General features: G+C 67.0%; 18 protein-coding genes. 9 read left to right on the forward strand and 9 right to left on the reverse strand.

Annotated elements, in window-relative coordinates:
• Positions 1-125: 125 nt before the first annotated feature.
• Entirely contained in the window at positions 126-3245 is a 3120-nt protein-coding gene (locus BMW87_RS22360) for an efflux RND transporter permease subunit (RefSeq protein WP_093078705.1), read from the reverse strand.
• 37 nt (positions 3246-3282) lie between these two features.
• A complete protein-coding gene (locus BMW87_RS22365; RefSeq protein WP_093078707.1) occupies positions 3283-4869 on the reverse strand; it encodes an efflux RND transporter periplasmic adaptor subunit in 1587 nt (528 codons plus the stop codon).
• 268 nt (positions 4870-5137) lie between these two features.
• Between BMW87_RS22365 and BMW87_RS22370 the strand changes: the two genes are divergently transcribed.
• Genes BMW87_RS22370 through BMW87_RS22390 form a run of 5 tightly spaced genes read left to right on the forward strand, consistent with a single transcriptional unit; the run spans position 5138 to position 8879 of the window.
• Entirely contained in the window at positions 5138-5659 is a 522-nt protein-coding gene (locus BMW87_RS22370) for a DUF6622 family protein (RefSeq protein ID WP_093059199.1), read from the forward strand.
• 39 nt (positions 5660-5698) lie between these two features.
• Positions 5699-6661 (forward strand): sterol desaturase family protein, encoded by a 963-nt coding sequence (locus BMW87_RS22375; RefSeq protein WP_093078708.1) that lies wholly within the window; start codon positions 5699-5701, stop codon positions 6659-6661.
• Entirely contained in the window at positions 6658-6954 is a 297-nt protein-coding gene (locus BMW87_RS22380) for a 2TM domain-containing protein (protein ID WP_093059195.1), read from the forward strand. Before BMW87_RS22375 ends, BMW87_RS22380 begins: the two co-directional genes overlap by 4 nt.
• Before the next feature lie 53 nt (positions 6955-7007).
• On the forward strand, positions 7008-8021 hold the full coding sequence (locus tag BMW87_RS22385) for a sensor histidine kinase (protein WP_093078710.1): 1014 nt from the start codon (positions 7008-7010) through the stop codon (positions 8019-8021).
• A gap of 24 nt (positions 8022-8045) precedes the next feature.
• Positions 8046-8879 carry a LytR/AlgR family response regulator transcription factor gene (locus tag BMW87_RS22390; RefSeq protein WP_093078711.1) on the forward strand — a complete coding sequence of 278 codons (834 nt, stop codon included), beginning with the start codon at positions 8046-8048 and terminating at the stop codon, positions 8877-8879.
• Positions 8880-8961: 82 nt separating this feature from the next.
• Here BMW87_RS22390 and BMW87_RS22395 read toward each other — a convergent pair whose 3' ends face one another.
• Positions 8962-9303, reverse strand: coding sequence for a hypothetical protein (locus BMW87_RS22395; protein ID WP_093059189.1), 342 nt, complete (start codon positions 9301-9303; stop codon positions 8962-8964).
• 148 nt (positions 9304-9451) lie between these two features.
• On the opposite strand from BMW87_RS22395, the gene BMW87_RS22400 reads away from it, so the two are divergent.
• Positions 9452-11266 carry a glutamine--tRNA ligase/YqeY domain fusion protein gene (locus BMW87_RS22400; RefSeq protein ID WP_093078713.1) on the forward strand — a complete coding sequence of 605 codons (1815 nt, stop codon included), beginning with the start codon at positions 9452-9454 and terminating at the stop codon, positions 11264-11266.
• 19 nt (positions 11267-11285) lie between these two features.
• On the opposite strand, the gene BMW87_RS22405 is transcribed toward BMW87_RS22400, so the two are convergent.
• The gene (locus tag BMW87_RS22405) at positions 11286-11588 is read right to left on the reverse strand and encodes a hypothetical protein (RefSeq protein WP_093078714.1); all 303 of its coding nucleotides are present in this window, start codon (positions 11586-11588) and stop codon (positions 11286-11288) included.
• Positions 11589-11673: 85 nt separating this feature from the next.
• Between BMW87_RS22405 and BMW87_RS22410 the strand changes: the two genes are divergently transcribed.
• Together BMW87_RS22410 and BMW87_RS22415 are read left to right on the forward strand one after the other, a co-directional pair.
• Positions 11674-12225 carry a pseudouridine synthase gene (locus BMW87_RS22410; RefSeq protein ID WP_093059185.1) on the forward strand — a complete coding sequence of 184 codons (552 nt, stop codon included), beginning with the start codon at positions 11674-11676 and terminating at the stop codon, positions 12223-12225.
• A gap of 62 nt (positions 12226-12287) precedes the next feature.
• Complete coding sequence (locus BMW87_RS22415; protein WP_093078716.1) at positions 12288-13187, forward strand: M23 family metallopeptidase; 900 nt, start codon at positions 12288-12290, stop codon at positions 13185-13187.
• A gap of 24 nt (positions 13188-13211) precedes the next feature.
• Here BMW87_RS22415 and BMW87_RS22420 read toward each other — a convergent pair whose 3' ends face one another.
• The 3 genes from BMW87_RS22420 to BMW87_RS22430 form a co-directional block, all read right to left on the reverse strand.
• Positions 13212-14147, reverse strand: coding sequence for a M14 family metallopeptidase (locus tag BMW87_RS22420; protein WP_093078718.1), 936 nt, complete (start codon positions 14145-14147; stop codon positions 13212-13214).
• A 110-nt stretch (positions 14148-14257) separates the two neighbouring features.
• Entirely contained in the window at positions 14258-15460 is a 1203-nt protein-coding gene (locus BMW87_RS22425; RefSeq protein ID WP_093059179.1) for an ammonium transporter, read from the reverse strand.
• A gap of 151 nt (positions 15461-15611) precedes the next feature.
• Positions 15612-16505, reverse strand: coding sequence for a LytTR family DNA-binding domain-containing protein (locus BMW87_RS22430; RefSeq protein ID WP_093078719.1), 894 nt, complete (start codon positions 16503-16505; stop codon positions 15612-15614).
• A gap of 162 nt (positions 16506-16667) precedes the next feature.
• Here BMW87_RS22430 and BMW87_RS22435 point away from each other — a divergent pair, with 162 nt between their 5' ends.
• Positions 16668-17888 carry an acyltransferase family protein gene (locus tag BMW87_RS22435; RefSeq protein ID WP_093078721.1) on the forward strand — a complete coding sequence of 407 codons (1221 nt, stop codon included), beginning with the start codon at positions 16668-16670 and terminating at the stop codon, positions 17886-17888.
• On the opposite strand, the gene BMW87_RS22440 is transcribed toward BMW87_RS22435, so the two are convergent.
• A complete protein-coding gene (locus BMW87_RS22440; protein ID WP_093059173.1) occupies positions 17818-18252 on the reverse strand; it encodes a PaaI family thioesterase in 435 nt (144 codons plus the stop codon). The genes BMW87_RS22435 and BMW87_RS22440 overlap by 71 nt on opposite strands.
• Positions 18253-18399: 147 nt before the next feature.
• Positions 18400-19494: a suppressor of fused domain protein gene (locus tag BMW87_RS22445; RefSeq protein WP_093078722.1), complete on the reverse strand. Its 1095-nt coding sequence runs from the start codon at positions 19492-19494 to the stop codon at positions 18400-18402.
• Positions 19495-19511 lie beyond the last annotated feature (17 nt).

The following is a 19511-nucleotide window of genomic DNA, read 5'->3' on the forward strand; positions in this document are numbered from 1 at the left end:
GTCGCAGACAGTGGGGTCGCCTTTCTTTTGCCTACTTTTCTTTGGCGAAGCAAAGAAAAGTAGGTCGCCCGCCGGGGCGAGTCCCGGCCCCGGAACGCAATCAAGACAGCAGGAAGCAAACCGGCTCAAACCGCTTCCTCCTCAACCGCAGCCCGCCGGGAGCTCCCCCCACCCAACCGATCAAACGCAAGGTAGATAACAGGCGTAGTGAACAGGGTAAGCAGTTGGCTGACGATCAACCCCCCAAAAATCGCCAACCCCAACGGACGCCGCAATTCAGCACCTTCGCCGAAGCTCAGCATCAGGGGAACGGCCGCAAACAAGGCAGCCAGCGTAGTCATCAAGATAGGCCGAAACCGCAACAAAGCAGCCTGATGAATAGCCTCCCGAGGAGACTTCCCCTGAGTCCGCTCAGCATCGATAGCAAAGTCGATCATCATGATCGCGTTCTTCTTCACGATGCCGATCAGCAGAATGATCCCGATGATCCCGATCACCCCAAGGTCATTGCCGGTGATCATCAAGGCAAGCAAGGCCCCGACCCCGGCCGAAGGCAGCGTAGACAAGATAGTCAGCGGATGCACGTAGCTCTCGTACAGCACCCCCAGCACGATGTACACGCAAACCACCGCCGCCAGAATCAGCCACAACTGGTTAGACAGCGACTTCTCGTACGCCCCTGAAGCCCCCAGGAAGGTCATCGTCACGCTGCTGGGCAGCCCGATCTCCTTCGCAGCCGCCCTGATCGCATCGACCGAAGACCCAAGCGAAACCCCGGGCGCCGTATCGAAGTTCAGCGTGCTCGCCGGGTACTGCGCCACGTGCGTGATCTGCAGCGGCGCCTGCTGCTCGGTGATGTCCGCAATCGCGGACAGCGGCGTCGCGGTGCCGGAGCCGGCGATCAGGCTCAGCTGCCCCAGCGTCTGCGGCGTATTCACCATGCCGGGACGCGCTTCGAGAATCACCCGGTACTGGTTTGTCTCGGTGAAGATCGTCGACACGATGCGCTGGCCGAAGGCGCTGTAGAGCGCGTCATCCACCGTGCTCGCCGTGATCGACAGCCGCGCCGCGGTGTCGCGGTTCACGTTGACGAACGCCGCCAGGCCCTGCGCGCCGGCATCGCTGCTCACGTTGCGCACCTTGTCCGATGTCTGCAGCTTCGCCACGAGCTTCTTCATCCACTCGGTGATCGCGGCGCTGTCTACGCCCTCCAGCGACACGCGGTACTCGGTCGGGCCGGTCTCGGCGTCGATGGTCAGGTCTTGCGTGGGCTGCAGGTACAGCGTGACGCCGGCCACCTGCCGCACGCGCTCGCGCAGCCTGTCCATCACGTCCTGCTGGTTGCCGCGGCTCTTCGTCAGGTTGATGAGCATGCTGCCGGTGTGCAGCATGGTGTTGTTGGCCGCGTCCACACCGACGAAGGAGCTGAGGTTCTCGACCTCGGGGTCATCGAGAATGGCCTGCGCCGCCTGCAGTTGCAGCTGCGACATGCGGTCGAAGGACACGTCCTGCGCGGCCTGCACGCGGGCCTGCAGCTGGCCGGTGTCCTGCGTGGGGAACAGGCCCTTCGGGATCGTGAGGTACAGCACCACCGTCAGCACCATGGTCAGCAGCGCGACCAGCAGCGTGAGCGGCTGGTGCTCGATCACCCAGTGCAGCGAGCGGTCGTAACGCTCCATCACGCCGCTGAAGAAACGCTGCGCGCGCGCGCCGAAGCCATGGCCGGCCGGGTCTTTCTTTTCTTCGTGCTTGAGCCAGCGCGCCGACATCATCGGCACCAGCGTGAGCGACACCACGGCCGAGATCAGGATGGTGATGGCCAGCGTCACCGCGAACTCACGGAACAGGCGGCCCACCACGTCACCCATGAAGAGCAGCGGAATCAGCACCGCGATGAGCGACACGGTCAGCGAGATGATGGTGAAGCCGATCTGCGTCGCGCCCTTGAACGCGGCCTGCAGCGGTTTTTCGCCCTCTTCGATGTAACGCGCGATGTTTTCGATCATCACGATCGCGTCGTCCACCACGAAGCCGGTGGCAATGGTCAGCGCCATCAGGCTCAGGTTGTTCAGGCTGTAACCCAGCAGGTACATCAGCCCGAAGGTGCCGATGAGCGAGATGGGCACCGCAATGCTTGCGATGACGGTGGCGCGCAGGCTGCCCAGGAAGGCGAAGATCACCAGCACCACCAGCACCACGGCCAGCACCAGTTCCATCTCGACGTGCTGGACCGACGCGCGGATGCCGGCCGTGCGATCGCTGAGCACCTCGATCTTCAGTCCGGCGGGCAAGCCGGTCTGCAGCTCGGGCAGCTGCTTCTTGATGGCATCGACGGTGGCGATCACGTTGGCGCCCGGCTGGCGCTGCACGTTCATGATGATCGCGGGCGACAGCTTGTTGGTGCCGTCGGCCTTGTTGCCGGCCCAGGCGCTCAGCTGGTTGTTCTCGGCGCTGTTGACCACCTGCGCGACGTCGACCATGCGGATCGGCGCGCCGTTCTTGTACGTGACGATGAGGTTCTTGTAGTCGTCGACCGTGAGCAGCTGGTCGTTCGAGTTGATGGTGTAGGCGCGCTTGGGGCCGTCGAAGCTGCCCTTGGCGCCGTTGGAGTTGGCTGCCGAGATGGCCGTGCGCAGCGTGTCGAGCCCGATGCCGTTGGCTGCGAGGGCCTGCGTGTTGGCCTGGATGCGCACCGCCGGGCGCTGCCCGCCGCTGAGCGAGACCAGCCCCACGCCCGAGACCTGGCTGATCTTCTGCGCGAGCCGGGTGTTGACGAGGTTCTGCACCTCGGTGAGCGGCAGCGTGTCGGACGTGATCGAGAGCGTGAGCACCGGCGCGTCGGCCGGGTTGACCTTGGCGTACACGGGCGGCGCTGGCAGGTCGGCCGGCAGCAGCGAGCCGCCGGCATTGATGGCGGCCTGCACTTCCTGCTCGGCCACGTCGAGCGTCTGGCCCAGCGAGAACTGCAGCGTGATGATCGATACGCCCGCGGCACTGGTCGAGCTCATGCGGTCGAGCCCCGACATCTGGCCGAACTGGCGTTCCAGCGGCGCGGTGACGGTGTTGCTCATGACCTCGGGGCTGCCCCCGGGGTAGAGCGTCTGCACCTGGATGGTCGGGTAGTCGACCTGCGGCAATGCCGACAGCGGCAGGAAGCGGAACGCCACCAGGCCGGCCAGCACGATGGCGACCATCAGCAGCGAGGTCGCCACCGGCCGCAGGATGAACGGACGTGACGGATTCACCGGACGGCCTCCGCGCTACGGCTGCAGCTGCGACCGCTCATGGGCGACGCCCGCCCTGGCCACCTTCGCCACCGCCTTCGGACATGCGCTGCCAGCGCTCCAGTGCCGCCGGGTCGCCACGGTCCAGTGCTTCAAGAAAGCGCTTGCGGCGCTCCAGTTGCTGCGGGTCGTCCTTGGCGGCGTCGAGCATGCGCTGGCGCTGCTCGGCGGTCGGGAGCTTGGCGGGTGTTGCGGGTTCCGCTGCGGGAGCGGCAGCAGCCGGGCCCGATGCACCTGACGCACCTGATGCGCCGCCCTTCGGTGCCGCCGCGCCGCCTTGACGGTGTTGTCCACGGCGCGAACCGCTCGCGGGCGCCGACGCCGCACCGGCCGGGCGTTCGACCTGGGTCTGTACGCGCGCGCCGTCCTTCAGCCGGTCGCCGCCTTCGGTCACGACCTGCTCGCCGGCCTTCAGGCCCGACATGATCGCCACGTTGTCCACGCTCGATTCGCCGCGTGTCACCGGGCGCTGCGACACCGTGCTGTCGTCGTTCAGCACATACACGTAGTCGCCGTTGGGGCCGTGGCGCAGCGCCGTGACCGGCACCACCACCGCGCTGGCCACGGTGCGCAGCAGCAGCCGCAAGTTGACGAACTGGTTCGGGAACAGCGCGCTGTCGGCATTGGCGAAGCGGGCCTTGGCCTTGACGGTGCCGGTGGCGGTGTCGACCAGGTTGTCGAGCGTGGAGAAGGCTCCGTTCGCAAGCTGGCGCGTGCGCGTGCGGTCGAAGGCGGTGGCGTCGAGCTTGGCGCCCTGGGCGAGGCGCTCCTGCACTTCGGGCACGCGGTCTTGCGGAATGGCGAATTCGACGTCGATGGGCGCGATCTGCGTGATGGTTGCAATGCCGTTGGTGGTGCCGGTGGAGATGTAGTTGCCCCCGTCCACCGGCCGCAGGCCGATGCGCCCGCTCACCGGCGCGGTGATGCGGCTCCAGGCCAGGTTGAGCTTGGCCGTGTTCTCGTTGGCGCGGTCGATGGCCACGGTGCCTTCGAGCTGCTTGACCAGCGCGGCCTGCGTGTCGACGTCTTGCCGGGCGATGGAGTCCTGCCCCAGCAGGGTCTGGTAGCGCTGCAGCGTGACGCGCGCCGCCGCCAGCTGCGCCTCGTCGCGCTGCCGCGCCCCGCTGGCCTGCCCCAGCGCGTTCTGGAACGGCTGCGGGTCGATGGTGGCGAGCACGTCGCCCTTCTTGACCATCTGCCCTTCCTGGAAGAGCACGGCCGTGAGCACGCCCGACACCTGCGGCTGCACGATCACGTTGGCCAGCGGCGTGACGGTGCCCAGCGCCTCGAGTTGCACCGGGATGTCGGCCTGCCTGGCCGTGGCAACGCCGACCGTGCTGGAGGCCCCGCCGCCGCCGCGCCCACCCGGGCCGCCCGGCCCACCACCCTGCCGGCCGGCGCCAGGAGCGCCACCGGGGCCGGCCGCGGGCGTCTTCGACCGCTGGATCAGATACCAGGCGCCGGCACCCAGCGCCACGAGCAGCAGCAGGGTCAGCAGCCCGCCCACCCACCGGCGTCTGCGCACCGTCGGATGTGTTGGCGAGACGGTGGAAGGCAGAGGCTCGGGTGGTTTTTCTTGTTCCATGGGCGGTGCGTGCGAAAGATGCAGGGGGTGCGGACCGGGGTAGTACAGCGCGGAATGGTAGTCCCGCTCTTTGCTGCGCCGTAAAGCGACGGTAAAGCTGCCCGCACGGCATCCGCAATTCACGCCGCCCGGCTGCAATTCGCGCCGCATGCATGCATTCCGTCGCAAGCCGGTGGCTGGAGCGGGCGGGGGCCGGCACAGTCCACTCCATCGATTCCCTTCCGCCCTTCTTCTTCAAGATTTCTTCCACTTCCAACGGAGCGCCACCATGCTGATGCAAATCATCCTTCACACGCCCAAGTGGGTGTTCGCCGTGTTCTTCCTGCTGCTGTGGCTCGGTGCCAAGCAGCTGCTCACCAATGAAGTGAGCCTGAGCCGCGTCACGCTGATGCCGGTGGCCATGGGCGCCCTGTCGATCTACGGCGTGGTCTCCGTCTTCGGCGATTCCTTCGGCGCCCTGCTCGGCTGGGCCGCTGCCGCGGTGGTGATGCTGGCTCTGGTGCTGCAACGCCCGCTGCCCGCCACCACCCGCTACGACGCGGCCGAGCGCCGCTTCCACGTGGCCGGCAGCCCCGTGCCGCTGATGCTCATGATGGGCATCTTCCTGACCAAGTACGTGGTGGGCGTGGCCCTGGCCATGCACCCCGAGGTGCGTCAGCAAGCCGCCTTCGGCCTCGTGATCCCGGTGCTGTACGGCGCCTTCAGCGGTGTCTTCGCGGCCCGTGCGGTGCGCCTGTGGAAGCTGGCCATCCGCACTGACGCTATGTCGGCCACGGCCCGCGCGGCCTAAGATTCCCTCGGCCACGACTTTCATCCAGGACCCGCCACCATGAACGCGCTCTTGCTGATCCTCAAGATCTCCGTCACGGTGGTGCTCGTCGCCTCCATTGCCGAGGCGCTCGTGCTGTCCTGGCGCAACGGCTGGCGCAGCTACGACTGGAAGGCGGCCGGCGTCTCGGTGGTCGACTTTCTTGTGCGCGAGTACCCGTTGCGCTGGCTGCTGCCGCTGGCCTTCTGGACCGGCGCGATGAACTGGTTTTATGACCACCGCCTCTTCACCCTGCCGATGGACCACTGGAGCGGCTGGGTCGCCTGCTTCATCGGCCAGGAGTTCTGCTATTACTGGTACCACCGCGCGGCGCACCGGGTGCGCTGGTTCTGGTGCACCCACTCCATCCACCATTCGCCGAACCAGCTGAACCTGTCGGCCGCCTACCGCTTCGGCTGGACCGGCCGCCTCACCGGCACGCTGGCCTTCTTCATGCTGGCGCCGCTGCTGGGCATGCCGCCGCGGGTGATCCTGCTGATGCTCACGCTGAACCTGCTGTACCAGTTCTGGATTCACGCAACCTGGATCCCGCGCCTCGGGCCGCTCGAATGGGTGCTGAACACGCCCTCGGCCCACCGCGTGCACCACGCCTCGAACCTGGAATACCTGGACGGCAACTACGGCGGCGTGCTCATCGTGTTCGACCGCCTGTTCGGCACCTACATTCCGGAGCGCGCCGACCTTCCCTGCCGCTACGGGCTGGTGAACCCGATCACCTCGCACAACCTCTTCGAGATCGAGTTCAGCCAGTGGCGCGCGCTTTTGCGCGACCTGGCCTCGGCCCGCTCGGTGCGCGCCTTTGTCGGCTACCTCGTGAAGCCGCCGGGCTGGAAGCCCGACGGGCTTGGCGAGACGACTGAGGAACTGCGGCAGCGCGCGGCATTGCAGGCGGCACCGTCGCCACAGTCGCCGCAGCCCGCCTCTTCCGATTTCATTCCTGTCCAATACAAGGAGCTGTCATGACCTCTCTTGCCTCAAATTCTTCCCGCTCCGACGTCGAGCGCCTCGCACGCCGCCGCGCCGGCGCCAAGATGGGCTGGTACATCCACGCCTTCGTCTACGTGGTGGTCAACCTCGGCCTCGTCACGATCTCGGCCGCAAACGGCCGCACCTGGGCGATGTACCCGCTCATGGGCTGGGGGCTGGGCCTGCTGATCCACGGCGCCGTCGTCTGGTTCGTGGCGCCCGGCGGCGGCTTCTACGACAGGCTGGTGGAGCGCGAACGCCGCGCGCTGGACGCCGGGGACCGCGGGTGAGCCTGGACCAGGCTGCCACCAACCAAAGGTTCAGGGCTGAAAACCTGAAGTCCATGCTGCGGCATGGCCTGATCACCGCTGTCTTCTGCTGCCTCATTGCCACCGTGATGACCATCACCGGCGGCGGCAACTGGGCCGGCCACCTGGTCTATTCGCTGTCGATCGGCACCGTGAGCTGGCTGTTCATCGACGGCGGCCGGCTCCTGATCAGCGGGCACCGCGAAAACCTCTGGCCCGGATGGCCGGGGGGCTTTCTCCTGATCGCGGCGGGCGCGGCCGTCGGCTTCTTTGTCGGCAACCTCATCGGCGACGCCTTGTTCGGCGCACCCGCATTCGACTTTCTCGAATTCAAGGGCCACAAGCTGGCCACCGGCGTCACGATCACCATCATCGCGACGGTCGGCATGTGCTTCTTCTTCTACAGCCTCGGCAAGAGCAAGCACATGCAGAGCCAGATCGACCTGGCGCAACGCAACGCCACCGAGGCGCGGCTCAAGCTGCTCGAGACGCAGCTGGAGCCGCACATGCTCTTCAACACGCTGGCCAACCTGCGCGTGCTGATCACCGTCGACCCACCGCGCGCCGTTGCCATGCTCGACCGGCTCAACAGCTACCTGCGCATGACGCTCAGCGGCTCGCGCGCGCTGTCGCATCCGCTGTCGGCCGAGTTCGAGCGGCTGGGCGACTACCTGGAACTGATGTCGGTGCGCATGGGCGAACGCCTGCACTACACGCTCGACCTGCCGGAAGACCTGCGCGATGCGCCCGTACCGCCGCTGCTGTTGCAGCCGCTGGTGGAAAACAGCATCCGCCACGGGCTGGAGCCGAAGGTGGAAGGCGGCGAGATCATCGTGCGCGCCCGCAGGGAAGCGGGCCAGCTGGTGATCGAGGTGAGCGACACCGGCGTGGGCCTTGATGCAGCGCCTCCTTCGGAAGGCAGCAGTTTCGGGCTGGAGCAGGTGCGCGACCGGCTGGCCACCATGTACGGCGACCGGGGGCACATGAAGCTGGCGCCCTCGCCCAGCGGCGGCACCAGCGCCACGCTGAGCTTCCCTACGCCTGCCTGAACACGACACAACAACCGCGACAAGATGAACCCCACCGCCCTCATCGCCGAAGACGAGCCCCTGCTCGCGCAGGCCCTCAAGGCCGAACTGGCCGCTGTCTGGCCCGAACTGCAGATCGTCGCCACCGCCGGCGACGGTCGCAGCGCCGTGCGCGAGGCGCTGCGCCTGCTGCCGCAGGTGCTGTTCTTCGACATCCGCATGCCCGGTCTCGACGGCCTCGGCGCCGCCGCCGAACTGGCCGATTGCTGGCCCACCGACGAGGCGCCCATGCCGCAGCTGGTGTTCGTGACGGCTTATGACGAATACGCCACCCGCGCCTTCGATGCGCAGGCCATCGACTACGTGCTCAAGCCCCTGCAGCCCGAGCGCCTGCGCAAGACCGTGAGCCGGCTGCAGCAGGCGCTGTCCGCGCGACAACCGGAGCCCACGCCCGCCCTGGCCGACGCGGCGCTCGAACAGACGCTCGCCCAATGGCGCCAGGTGCTGACGGCCGCCGGTGCCGGAACTGCGGCGACGGCCGCCCCCGCCCCGCTGCGCATGATCGCCGCCAGCGACGCCGGCGGCAGCACAGTGCGCATGGTGCCCATCGACGAGGTGCTGTACTTCGAGGCCGCTGACAAATACCTGCGCGTGCTGACCGCCACGCACGAATACCTGATCCGCACGCCGCTCAAGCAGTTGCTGCCCCAGCTCGATGCCGACACCTTCTGGCAGGTGCACCGGGCGGTGGTGGTGCGCAGCGCAGCCATCGAATCGGTGCATCGCGACGAGGCCGGCAAGCTTCATCTGATGCTGCGCGGGCGGGCGGAGAAGATTCCGGTCAGCCGCCTGTACGCCCATCTCTTTCGCGCCATGTGAAATCGGCCAAGGCGCACCCAATGAAAAGAGCCGGCCCTTTCGGGGCCGGCTCTTTTCATTCAGTCACGAATGCCGTGGCGTTTTAGCGCCAGTGGCCATGGCCGCGGTAGTAGCCACGACCGTAGTAGCGCGGGCCGTAATACGCCGGCGGAGCGTAGTAGACCGGGGCCGGACGGTAGTACACCGGCGGCGGCGCGTAGTAGGCGGGCGCTGGCGGGGCGTAATAGACAGGGGCCGGCGGCGCGTAGACCGGGGCCGGGTAGTAGGCCGGACCGCCCACGCCCACAGCCACGCCGGGAACGCCGACACCGATGGACCAGCTGACGTCGCTGCGGGCGCTGGCCGAAGTGGCGGCAAACAATGCACCGGCTGCCACGACGCCTGCGGCGGCCCATTTGAAGAAGGTTGAACGTGTGAGGCTCATGATTCGGACTCCTTGTTACGGTGGGCTGCGTTCGGGTGTGAACCGCCCATGTGTGTATTGAACGCGGCAATTGCAAAGGGGGTGCACCGGGCAATGTGAAGAACGTTGCCAAAGGTAACTCATAGGGGGTGACCCCTAAAATGCAACGATGACCTCCCCGACCGACAAAAACGGCGCCAAAACGACCGCTGCCCCAAGCAATTTCCTGCGCCACGTGATCGAGAACGACCTCGCACAAGGTGCCTATTCTGGCCGCAAATGGGGCGGTTCGCCCGGCAACGCCGCCCATCATGCCCAGGGCATGGTCGATCCGGCCAAGGTGCGCATGCGCTTTCCGCCCGAGCCCAACGGCTACCTGCACATCGGCCACGCCAAGAGCATCTGGCTCAATTTCGAGCTGGCCAAGGAATACGGCGGCGTGAGCCACCTTCGCTTCGACGACACCAACCCCGAGAAGGAAGACCAGGAATACGTCGACTCCATCCGCGACGCGGTGAAGTGGCTCGGCTACGAAACCTACCTGGCCGACCGCCCCAGCGCCCCCGGCACACTGCAGCCACACGAATACTTCGCAAGCGACTACTTCGACTTCATGTACGAGGCCGCCGAATACCTCATCGGCGCCGGCCTCGCCTACGTAGACGAGCAAACCGCCGACGAAGTGCGCGCGAACCGCGGCGACTTCAACACGCCCGGCACCGACAGCCCCTTCCGCACCCGCACGCCCGAAGAAAACCTGGCGCGCTTCCGCGCCATGCGCGACGGCGAGGTGGCCGACGGCGCCGCCATCCTGCGCGCCAAGATCGACATGGCCAGCACCAACATCAACATGCGCGACCCCGCGCTGTACCGCGTGCGCCGGGCCACCCACCACAACACCGGCGACAAGTGGTGCATCTACCCGATGTACACCTACGCGCACCCCATCGAAGATGCGCTGGAGCAGATCACCCACTCCATCTGCACCCTGGAATTCGAAGACCAGCGCCCCTTCTACGACTGGCTGCTCGACCGCCTCGCCGAAGGCGGCCTCGTCGCCAGCCCGCACCCGCGCCAGTACGAATTCGCGCGCCTCAACGTGACCCACGTGCTCACCAGCAAGCGCAAGCTGCGCCAGCTGGTCGAAGAAAAATACGTCGACGGCTGGGACGACCCGCGCATGCCCACCATTGCCGGCCTGCGCCGCCGCGGCTACACGCCCGAGGCGCTGCGCCTGTTCTGCGAGCGCAGCGGCACCACCAAGTCGGGCGGCTGGATCGACTACGCCAGCCTCGAAGCCGCGCTGCGCGACACCCTCGACCCCGTCGCCCCGCGCGCCATGGCCGTGCTCGACCCGGTCAAGCTCGTCATCACCAACTGGGGCGAGCTGATGGGCGGCGACGACGTGCTCGACGACTGCTCGGCGCCCGTGCACCCGCACCACCCCGAAATGGGCAAGCGCGACTTCAAGCTCGGCCGCGAGGTGTGGATCGAACGCACCGACTACGAAGAAGTGCAGCCCAAGGGCTTCTTCCGACTGTTCCCCGGCAACAAGGTACGGCTGAAGTACGGCCACGTCATCGAATGCACCGGCGGCACCAAGGATGCGAGCGGCAAGCTCGTCGAAGTGCAGGCCACGCTGGTGCCCGACACCAAGAGCGGCACGCCGGGCGCGGACGCGATCAAGGTGAAGGGCAACATCACCTGGGTGGCGGCTGCGGATGCAGTGCAGGCCGAAGTGCGGCTGTACGAGCGGCTCTTCGCGGCAGCGAACCCGGGCAGCGGTGAACTGCTGGACGAGCTGAACAAGCAGAGCCTTGAAGTCTGCTCGGCGTTCGTCGAACCTTCGCTGGCCAAGGCCGAACCCGGCGTCGGGATCCAGTTCGAGCGGCACGGGTACTTCGTGCGCGATTCGAAGGGCGGCACGGACGGCAAGCTGGTGTTCAACCGCGCGGCCGGCATGCGGGACAGCTGGGGCAAGTAACCCGGTCGTTCCTGGCTATTTATTCGGGCCGCTTGTAGACCACGCCAATCACCGCGCTGTTCTCATCGGTGGTGCACACGGCGGAGCGGCCCTGCGGCCCGACCTTCAGGTTGATCGTGTAGACGCCGTCGCGCGGCGTCGTCCCCTTGTCCGCGACGATGCTGCCCGGCAGCACCCTGAGTTCGCGCGCAGCCGCAGCCACACAGTTCTTGACGCTCGCCTCGGGCGCGCCGCCTACGCGGATGCCTGGGCTGTTGCACGCCGCCAGCAGAAGGCCTGCAATCGCGGCGCAGGCAAGATGGATGAAGCTTCGCATCGTCATTCCAGGTTCTCCTGTGTGATGAACCGATTGGAGCTACCAGGGCCATCGAATGTTGCAGGACAGACCCGGGCTATCCTGTCGGCCAATGAATTTTCCGAGCCCTTCTTCCCGCCTGATCCGCTTCAACAAGCCTTACGGCGTACTCAGCCAGTTCACGCCCGAGGGCCGCTGGCGTGGCCTGAAAGACTTCATCGACATCCCTGACGTCTACGTCGCCGGCCGGCTCGATGCCGACAGCGAGGGCCTGCTGCTGCTCACCGACGACGGCAAGCTCCAGGCACGCATCGCCGATCCGCGCTTCAAGATGGAGAAGATCTACTGGGTGCAGGTGGAGGGCGTGCCGACCGAAGCGGCACTCACCTCCTTGCGCAGCGGCGTGCAGCTCAACGACGGCCTCACACGCCCCGCGAGGGCACGCCTGCTCGACCCACCACCCGAAGTGTGGGAGCGACAGCCACCCATTCGCGAGCGCAAGAGCATTCCCACCGCGTGGCTGGAGCTGGCGATCAGCGAAGGCCGCAACCGCCAGGTGCGGCGCATGACGGCGGCCGTGGGGCTGCCAACGCTGCGCCTGATCCGCGCCGCCATCGGGCCTCATACGCTCGACGGACTGGCGCCGGGCACCTGGCGCGAATAGACAACCGGCGCGGCGACGCACGAACAGCCGTACAACCTTCATTCATTCTTCAAGCCTCTTCCATGCACATCCCCGATCTCGCTCCCGTCGTCCTGAACCGCCGCAGCACCCTGCTCGGCGTCATCGGCTTGCTTGCATTACCTGCAACGCACGCCAACGCCGCAACCCCGGCCAAGACGAAGAAACAACCGGCGCAGCCCGGCGTGTGGCCACACGCGTCCCAGGTGCCGGGCGGCGTGGCCCGCTTGTCGCTCGGCCCATCGGCGAAGCGGCCTCAAGCCTTCGCGGGAGACGTGCCCCTGCTCGTGCTGGGCGATGCCATCGAATGGACCGCACTGGTCGGCATTCCGCTCGCAGCCGAACCCGGCGAGGCCAGCATCGCGATGCGCGCCGAAGGCAAGCCGGAGCGCCAGATCGCCTACACGGTGGCTCCGAAGCAATACCGCGAACAACGCCTGACGGTGGCGCCCCGCACGGTCGACCTGTCGCCCGAGGACCAGGCCCGCTACGAGCGCGAACGCGACCACCAGGCCACCGTGATGGCCACGCTCACGGACATGCGGGCGGATGCGTCACTGCAGATGCGCGTGCCCGTGCCGGGCCGCCGCTCAAGTTCGTTCGGCCTGCGCCGAGTGTTCAACGGCCAGTCGCGCAATCCGCACAGCGGGATGGACATCGCGGCGGGCACAGGCACGCCGGTGCTGGCGCCGCTACCCGGCAAGGTGATCGACACAGGGGACTATTTCTTCAACGGCGGTACCGTTTGGCTCGACCATGGTGGCGGCTTGCTCACGATGTACTGCCATCTGAGCCGGGTCGATGTGAAAGTCGGCGACGTGCTGAAGACCGGCGAGCCGCTGGCCGCCGTGGGTGCGACCGGCCGGGTGACTGGGCCGCACCTGCATTGGTCCGTGATGCTGAACCGGGCGATGGTGGACCCGGCGTTGTTCGTCACGGCCTGAGGTAGACAGGAGACCGGCTCAGCCTCAAATCGGCTTGGTCAGATACACAGCCTCGCGCCCCACGATCGCGCGCTGCGCCGGCATGAAGATCGTGCAGTCGTCGCACAGCGCGCGGATTTCCTCGTCGCCGTTTGTCGCGATCAACTCGCCCTTCGCAAAGGTCTCGAAGCCGATCAGCGGCCGCACGAACGCAAAGTCCGCCGACTTGATGACATACGTCTGCAGCAGCTGAAAGCGCCGCTGCGGTTCGGGCGGCGGCGTGGCCGGGTCCTTGTCGACAAGGCCGAAGTACGCAAGGAAGTCGTAGGTGACGGCTGTGGCCAGTTCCGAGGCGGAGCGCAAGAAGTGCTGGCCGCACTCGACCACCATCGCCACGCCCTTGCCGTCCGGGCCGCCGTGGCTGCCGTACTGGATCAGCGGCGTGCCCGAGCCCAGGCCGTCGGGCATCACGAGGTGCACCGACGGGCGGCCGATGGCCAGCGCGACCTTGGCATTGCGCTCGAAAGCCGGGTACACCCAGAACGGCACGACGGGCTGGCTGGTCGAATGGATGTCGAGGATGTGGTCGGCCGCGTCCACCACCGGACGCAAGATGCGCGCACGGCTCAGCTCGGGGCTGTCTTCAGTGCCATCGAGCCACTCGGGTGACCAGATGCGGTTGAGGTTGTGCACGAGCTGGCGGCTGTCGAAGGGCAGAGCTTCGTTGAAGGACTCGTACGCTGCCACGTTGGCAAAGCTCACGGTGAGGGTGCCGATCTTCGGGCGCACGTCGTTGTCGAGCAGGTGCGTGGCCGCCGTCATGCCGCAGATCTCGTTGCCGTGCGTCAGCGCGTTGATCAGCACGTGCGGGCCGGGCTTGCCGGACTCGAAGCGGTGCACGTAGTCGACGCCGGTGTTGCCCTTGCGGTAGGCGGAGAGGTCGCGGGGGAGGACTTCGAGGGCGGGGGGAGATTGGGTCATGGGCGTCAGAAAATGGAACGAAGCGGTCCGGCAAGTTTGCTACAGGGCGCGCGTTCGTGCTGAGCGGCCCTGCGCGAAGCAAACACAGACCCGCCCTGCCGCACTGGTGACTACCAGTTGACCTCGCGCTCCGGCGTGGCCGAGATGTGGTGAATCGACAGATCGGCGCCGTCGTACTCCTCCTCCTGCGACAGCCGCAGCCCCAGCGAGGCCTTCAGCGCGCCGTACACCGCCGCGCCCGCCAGCCCCGCCCATGCCACGCCGATGACGGTGCCGATGAGCTGCGCCCACACGTTCACACCGCCGATGCCGCCCAGCGCCTGCGTGCCGAAGATGCCCGCTGCGATACCGCCCCAGGTGCCGCACAGGCCGTGCAGCGGCCACACACCGAGCACGTCGTCGATCTTCCATTTGTTCTGCGTGAGCGTGAACATCTTGACGAAGATGGCGCCCGCCACGCCGCCCACCACCAGCGCGCCCAGCGGGTGCATCAGGTCGGAGCCGGCGCACACGGCCACGAGCCCCGCGAGCGGGCCGTTGTAGACGAAGCCCGGGTCGTTCTTGCCCATGGCCAGCGCCACCAGCGTGCCGCCGACCATTGCCATCAGCGAGTTGACGGCCACCAGGCCCGAAATCTTGTCGATGCTCTGCGCGCTCATCACGTTGAAGCCGAACCAGCCTACGCACAGCACCCACGCGCCCAGCGCCAGGAACGGAATGTTCGACGGCGGATGCGCGCTCAGCGAGCCGTCGCCCCGGTAGCGGTTGCGCCGCGCGCCCAGCAGCAGCACCGCCGGCAGCGCCAGCCAGCCGCCCACCGCGTGCACTACCACCGAGCCCGCGAAGTCATGAAACTCATGGCCGGTGAGCGAGGCAATCCAGCCCTGGATGCCGAAGTGCTTGTTCCAGGCGATGCCCTCGTACAGCGGGTAGACGAAGCCGACGATCACCGCCGTGGCGATCAGCTGCGGCCAGAACTTGGCGCGCTCGGCAATGCCGCCCGAAATGATGGCCGGGATGGCCGCCGCGAAGGTGAGCAAAAAGAAGAACTTCACCAGCTCGTAGCCGCTTCTTGCCGACAGTTCGGTGGCGCTCACGAAGAAATGCGTGCCGTAGGCCACGCCATAGCCCACCAGGAAATACACGATGGTCGAGACCGAGAAGTCGACCAGGATCTTCACCAGCGCATTGACCTGGTTCTTCTTGCGCACTGTCCCCAGTTCGAGAAAAGCAAAACCGGCGTGCATGGCCAGGACCATGATGGCGCCGAGAAGGATGAACAGCGCGTCTGCGCCCTGTTTGAGTGCGTCCATTGGAGCTTCTTGCTGATTTTTGGTTTGAATTGGTGCGCCGCACCCGAATCACCCGGAGCGGCGGGCCAATGAAGCAAAAATGGTGCCTAAGGCTCTTCAATGGTGCGTTGCGAACCAATAGCGGGCTTTACTCAGCCCGCGATGCACCGGATCAGCCCGCCCCGGCGCGCAGTGCGTCCCGGTAGCGGCGGCTGCAGGGCACGGTGGTGCCGTCGTGCATGTGCAGCCGGGCGTCGCCGCCATCCAGCGGCTCGATTTCCTTGATACGCCCCAGGTTCACGGCGTGGCTGCGGTGCACGCGCACGAAGCGGGCGGGGTCGAGCTGGGTCAGGAAGTCGGTCAGCGTGGCGCGCAGCAGGTAGTCGTGGCCGTTGACGTGCAGGCCGACGTAGTTGCCCTCGGCCTGGAGCCAGTCGATGTCGGTGGCGGCGATGAGGAATTCGCGACGCAGCTTGCGCACCAGAAAGCGCTCGGGGCGCGCAGGCTGCGGGGTTTCGGGTTCGACGGGCTCCGGCTCCGCCGGTGCTTCGGGCGCATCGAGCACCCGCGCCTCGCCCTGCAGCCGCAGCATGAACAGCCGGTACGCCCAGATGCCGAAGACGATGCTCGCATACACCCGCACGTCCTTCAGGTACTCGTAGCCCCACTGGCTGACCCAGCCGCCGAAGTCGTAGCGCTCGCCGGCCATGGCATAGACCAGCGCCCGCAGCCCGAACATGCCCACCACGTGGATCACGCTGAAGACCACGCTGGCCACTGCATGCCAGGCCACGAAGCGCAGCACGTGGGTGCGCACCAGCGGCGACAACCGGCGCTCGACGGCAACCAGCGCCGGAACCAGCAGCAACAGCACCAGGTGGCTCGAACCCTCCCAGGTCGCAACCTCCCAGTTGGCACGTGGCACGGCGCGCGTGCGCACGTCGACGATCGCCACCATCGTGCTGAACACGGCCTGCAACGTCATCAGAACGATCCAGAACACCACCTCCACGTAGCGGCGGACTGGCTCGTAGCGCTCGTACAGGTTCTTGCGGGGGTCTCCCATGGCCGGGATTCTCCCGAAAACGGGCCTTGGGGCGGCGAATTTCGTCCAGTTTCGTCCCTCAGGGCCACCGCTCGTCACAGAGCGCGGGCGATCCATCCCCCAGGTGTGCCGCGCAGGAGCCACGGGGCCGAGCATTGCGGCTCCCAGCTTCGAGGAGTTCAGATGACCACCCAAAACCTCCCGCCCGACCATCGCCGCCACGACATCGACGCCCTGCGCGCGCTGGCCTTCCTGTTCGTCATCCTCTATCACGTGGGCATGTACTACGTGGCCGACTGGCCCTGGCACCTCAAGAGCCCGCATGCAGCCGAATGGCTGCAGTGGCCGATGCGCATCCTGAACCTCTGGCGCATGGATCTCGTCTTCCTGATCTCCGGCGTATCGCTCGGCTTCCTCAGCCGGGGCCAGGGCACCTGGGGCCTGTTGCGCAGCCGGGGCCTTCGGCTGATGCTGCCGCTGGCCTTCGGCATGGCGGTGATCGTGCCCTACCAGGCCTATGCGCAGGGCGTGGCCAACGGGCTGGTCGCGCCGGGCTTCGGTGCCTTCCTGCTGCGCTACCTGTCGATGGCCGAGCCGTGGCCGAAGCGGGCCTTCGATGGCGCGGAGTTCGGCATCACCTGGAACCATCTCTGGTACCTGCCCTACCTCTTTACCTACACGGCGCTGGTCGCGCTGACGCTGCCGCTGTGGAACTCCGCCGCCGGCCAGTGGCTGCGCCGCGGCTTCAACGGCCTGCGTGGCTGGAAGCTGCTGTTGCTGCCTGTGGTGCCGCTGCTCGTCTTCACGATGCTGCTGGCCTCGCGCTTTCCGCCCACGCACAACCTGGTGCGCGACTTCCACCTGCACAGCCTCTACTTCACGATGTTTCTCTACGGCTACTGGATGGGCGTGGACACCGGCGTGTGGAAGGAGCTTGAGCGGCTGCGCCGCGTGTCGCTCGCGCTGGCGGTCGCGGTGATCGCCATCTTCATCGCGCTGCGCACCGGCGCGAAGGGCCCGGCCGCCGGCCCGCTGATGGACACCCTGCGCATGCTCTACCTGTGGCTGGCCGTCGCCACCATCCTCGGCCATGGCCATCGCCACCTGAACCGCCCGTGGCCCTGGCTGCGCTGGGCCAACGAATCGGTGTACCCGTGGTACGTGCTGCACCAGACGCTGATCATCGTCGGCGTGACCGCGCTGGCTCCGCTCGCGCTCGGCCCGGTGATCGAGCCCGCGCTGCTGGTGGCGTTGACGCTTTTCGGCTGCTGGGCGCTGACGGATGGGCTGATCCGCCGCTTCAACGTGCTGCGGCCGCTGTTCGGGCTGAAGCTCAGGCGCGCGGCTTCAGCTGAAGCTCGTCCACGGGAACGAGGATTGCGTTCCCCGTCGCCACGAGCTTGAGTGCATCGTCGCCCTTGCCTTCGGGCTGCGCATAGAGCTCGGACGCGACAAACACCTGCTTGCGCCCGGCCTTCGCCACGCGCCCGCGCGCCACGAAGGCACTGCCCACCGCGGGCGACATGAAGTTGACCGAGAAGTGCGAAGTCATCACGCGGCCCGCCAGCGTGCCGGCCGCGTAGCCGCTCACGGTGTCGAGCAACGCGGAGATCATCCCCGCATGAAGGAAGCCGGCGAACTGCCCCATGTCTTCCGCGCGCCAGTTCATGCGCAGTTCAGCCTCGCCGTTGCCGGCCTGGGTGGCCTCGATGCCGGCCCAGCGATTGAAGGAAGCGGCCGCGTTGGTGGCCTTGACGATCTCGAGCATGGCGTGTCCTTTGCGAGTGGGTGAGAAGTGGTTCGATCCACTCTACGAACCGCTCATGGCAAACGCCGTCACACGCGTGACGAAAGGGGTCGTGTGCAGTTGCATTGGCGACAGCGGCGACAGCTGCACCATCGCGCCGACCGGCAATCAGCCGACGGTGCGCACCACATTTCCCTGCGGATCCCTGATCGTCGTCTTCTGGACCTTCCAGCGCACGGCGCCGAAACCGGGCACCTCGTACGTGCCTGCGACCGGCTTCAGCGTGCGGGCCAGTTCGCGCACGGTGGCGTCGCTCAGGTGCAATGTCAGCTTGCCGTCTTCCTCGGCCACGCGGTCGGCATCACCGTGCTCGAAGACCAGGGCGCGCTCACGGCTCGCAAAATGAAACCCGCGGCCGAAGGGCAGCCGCAACGGCAGCAGCGCGACCAGTTCGTCGACCTGGCGTGCGCCGACCGTGATCTCGGTGACCGGCGCGCGCAGCAGCCGCTTGCTCGTCTCCCAGCCGAGCACGTCGGTGAAGAGAAAACCGCTGGACGAACCGTCGCGCGCCGCGCCCTCCTCCACGCGCCGGCGCACCTCGGGGTCGTCGAGCAGCGAAGGCCGCGCGAGGTCGGTCACCCACAGCGGCATCGCGGGCAGCAGCGCATCAAGCAGCTTGCGCGTGTCCCAGCGCTTGCATGCCCGTTCCTCGTCTTCCGTCAGCCCGACGATCTGGAGAAAGCGCATGCGCCCGTTCGGCGTGTCGATGGCCGGCAGCTCAGGGTCGAACACGAAGCCCATCGAACAGATCAGCGTCTCCCGCTCCAGCGCGATGGGGCCGTTGGCGGTCATCCAGTGGCCGTCGTCGAATACGTTGCCGCTCTTGAACACGTAGCGCGCGAGGTTCTGCAGGAAGTTGATGGCCCATGCGGGCGGTTCGGCCTCGTCGGGCTCGCAGGCCAGGCGAAAAGTCAGCTCGAAACCGTAGCCGCTGGTGTCGGCATCGCCCGATTCCTTGGCGTACAGCTCGCTGAGCCCATAGCTGAGGTAGTGCCAGTGCGGCACCGGCTCCATGCGCTTCCACACGCTCACGCCGTCGAGCGGATCGGGCCCGCCGAACATCCACTTGAGGACGGTGGCGTAGTGCTTCGGCTCCTGGCCCGGATAGAGGCGCTCCAGTGCGGCGGTGATGGCGTCCCAGCCCGGCGAGAGGTTTTCGTCGTCGCCAGCGTTGTCGTCCTGGCCCTGCGCTGCTTGCGTCATGTCGCTCCTTGCGATGT

It is taken from the genome of Variovorax sp. OV084 (genome assembly GCF_900111625.1).
Lineage (GTDB): Bacteria > Pseudomonadota > Gammaproteobacteria > Burkholderiales > Burkholderiaceae_C > Variovorax.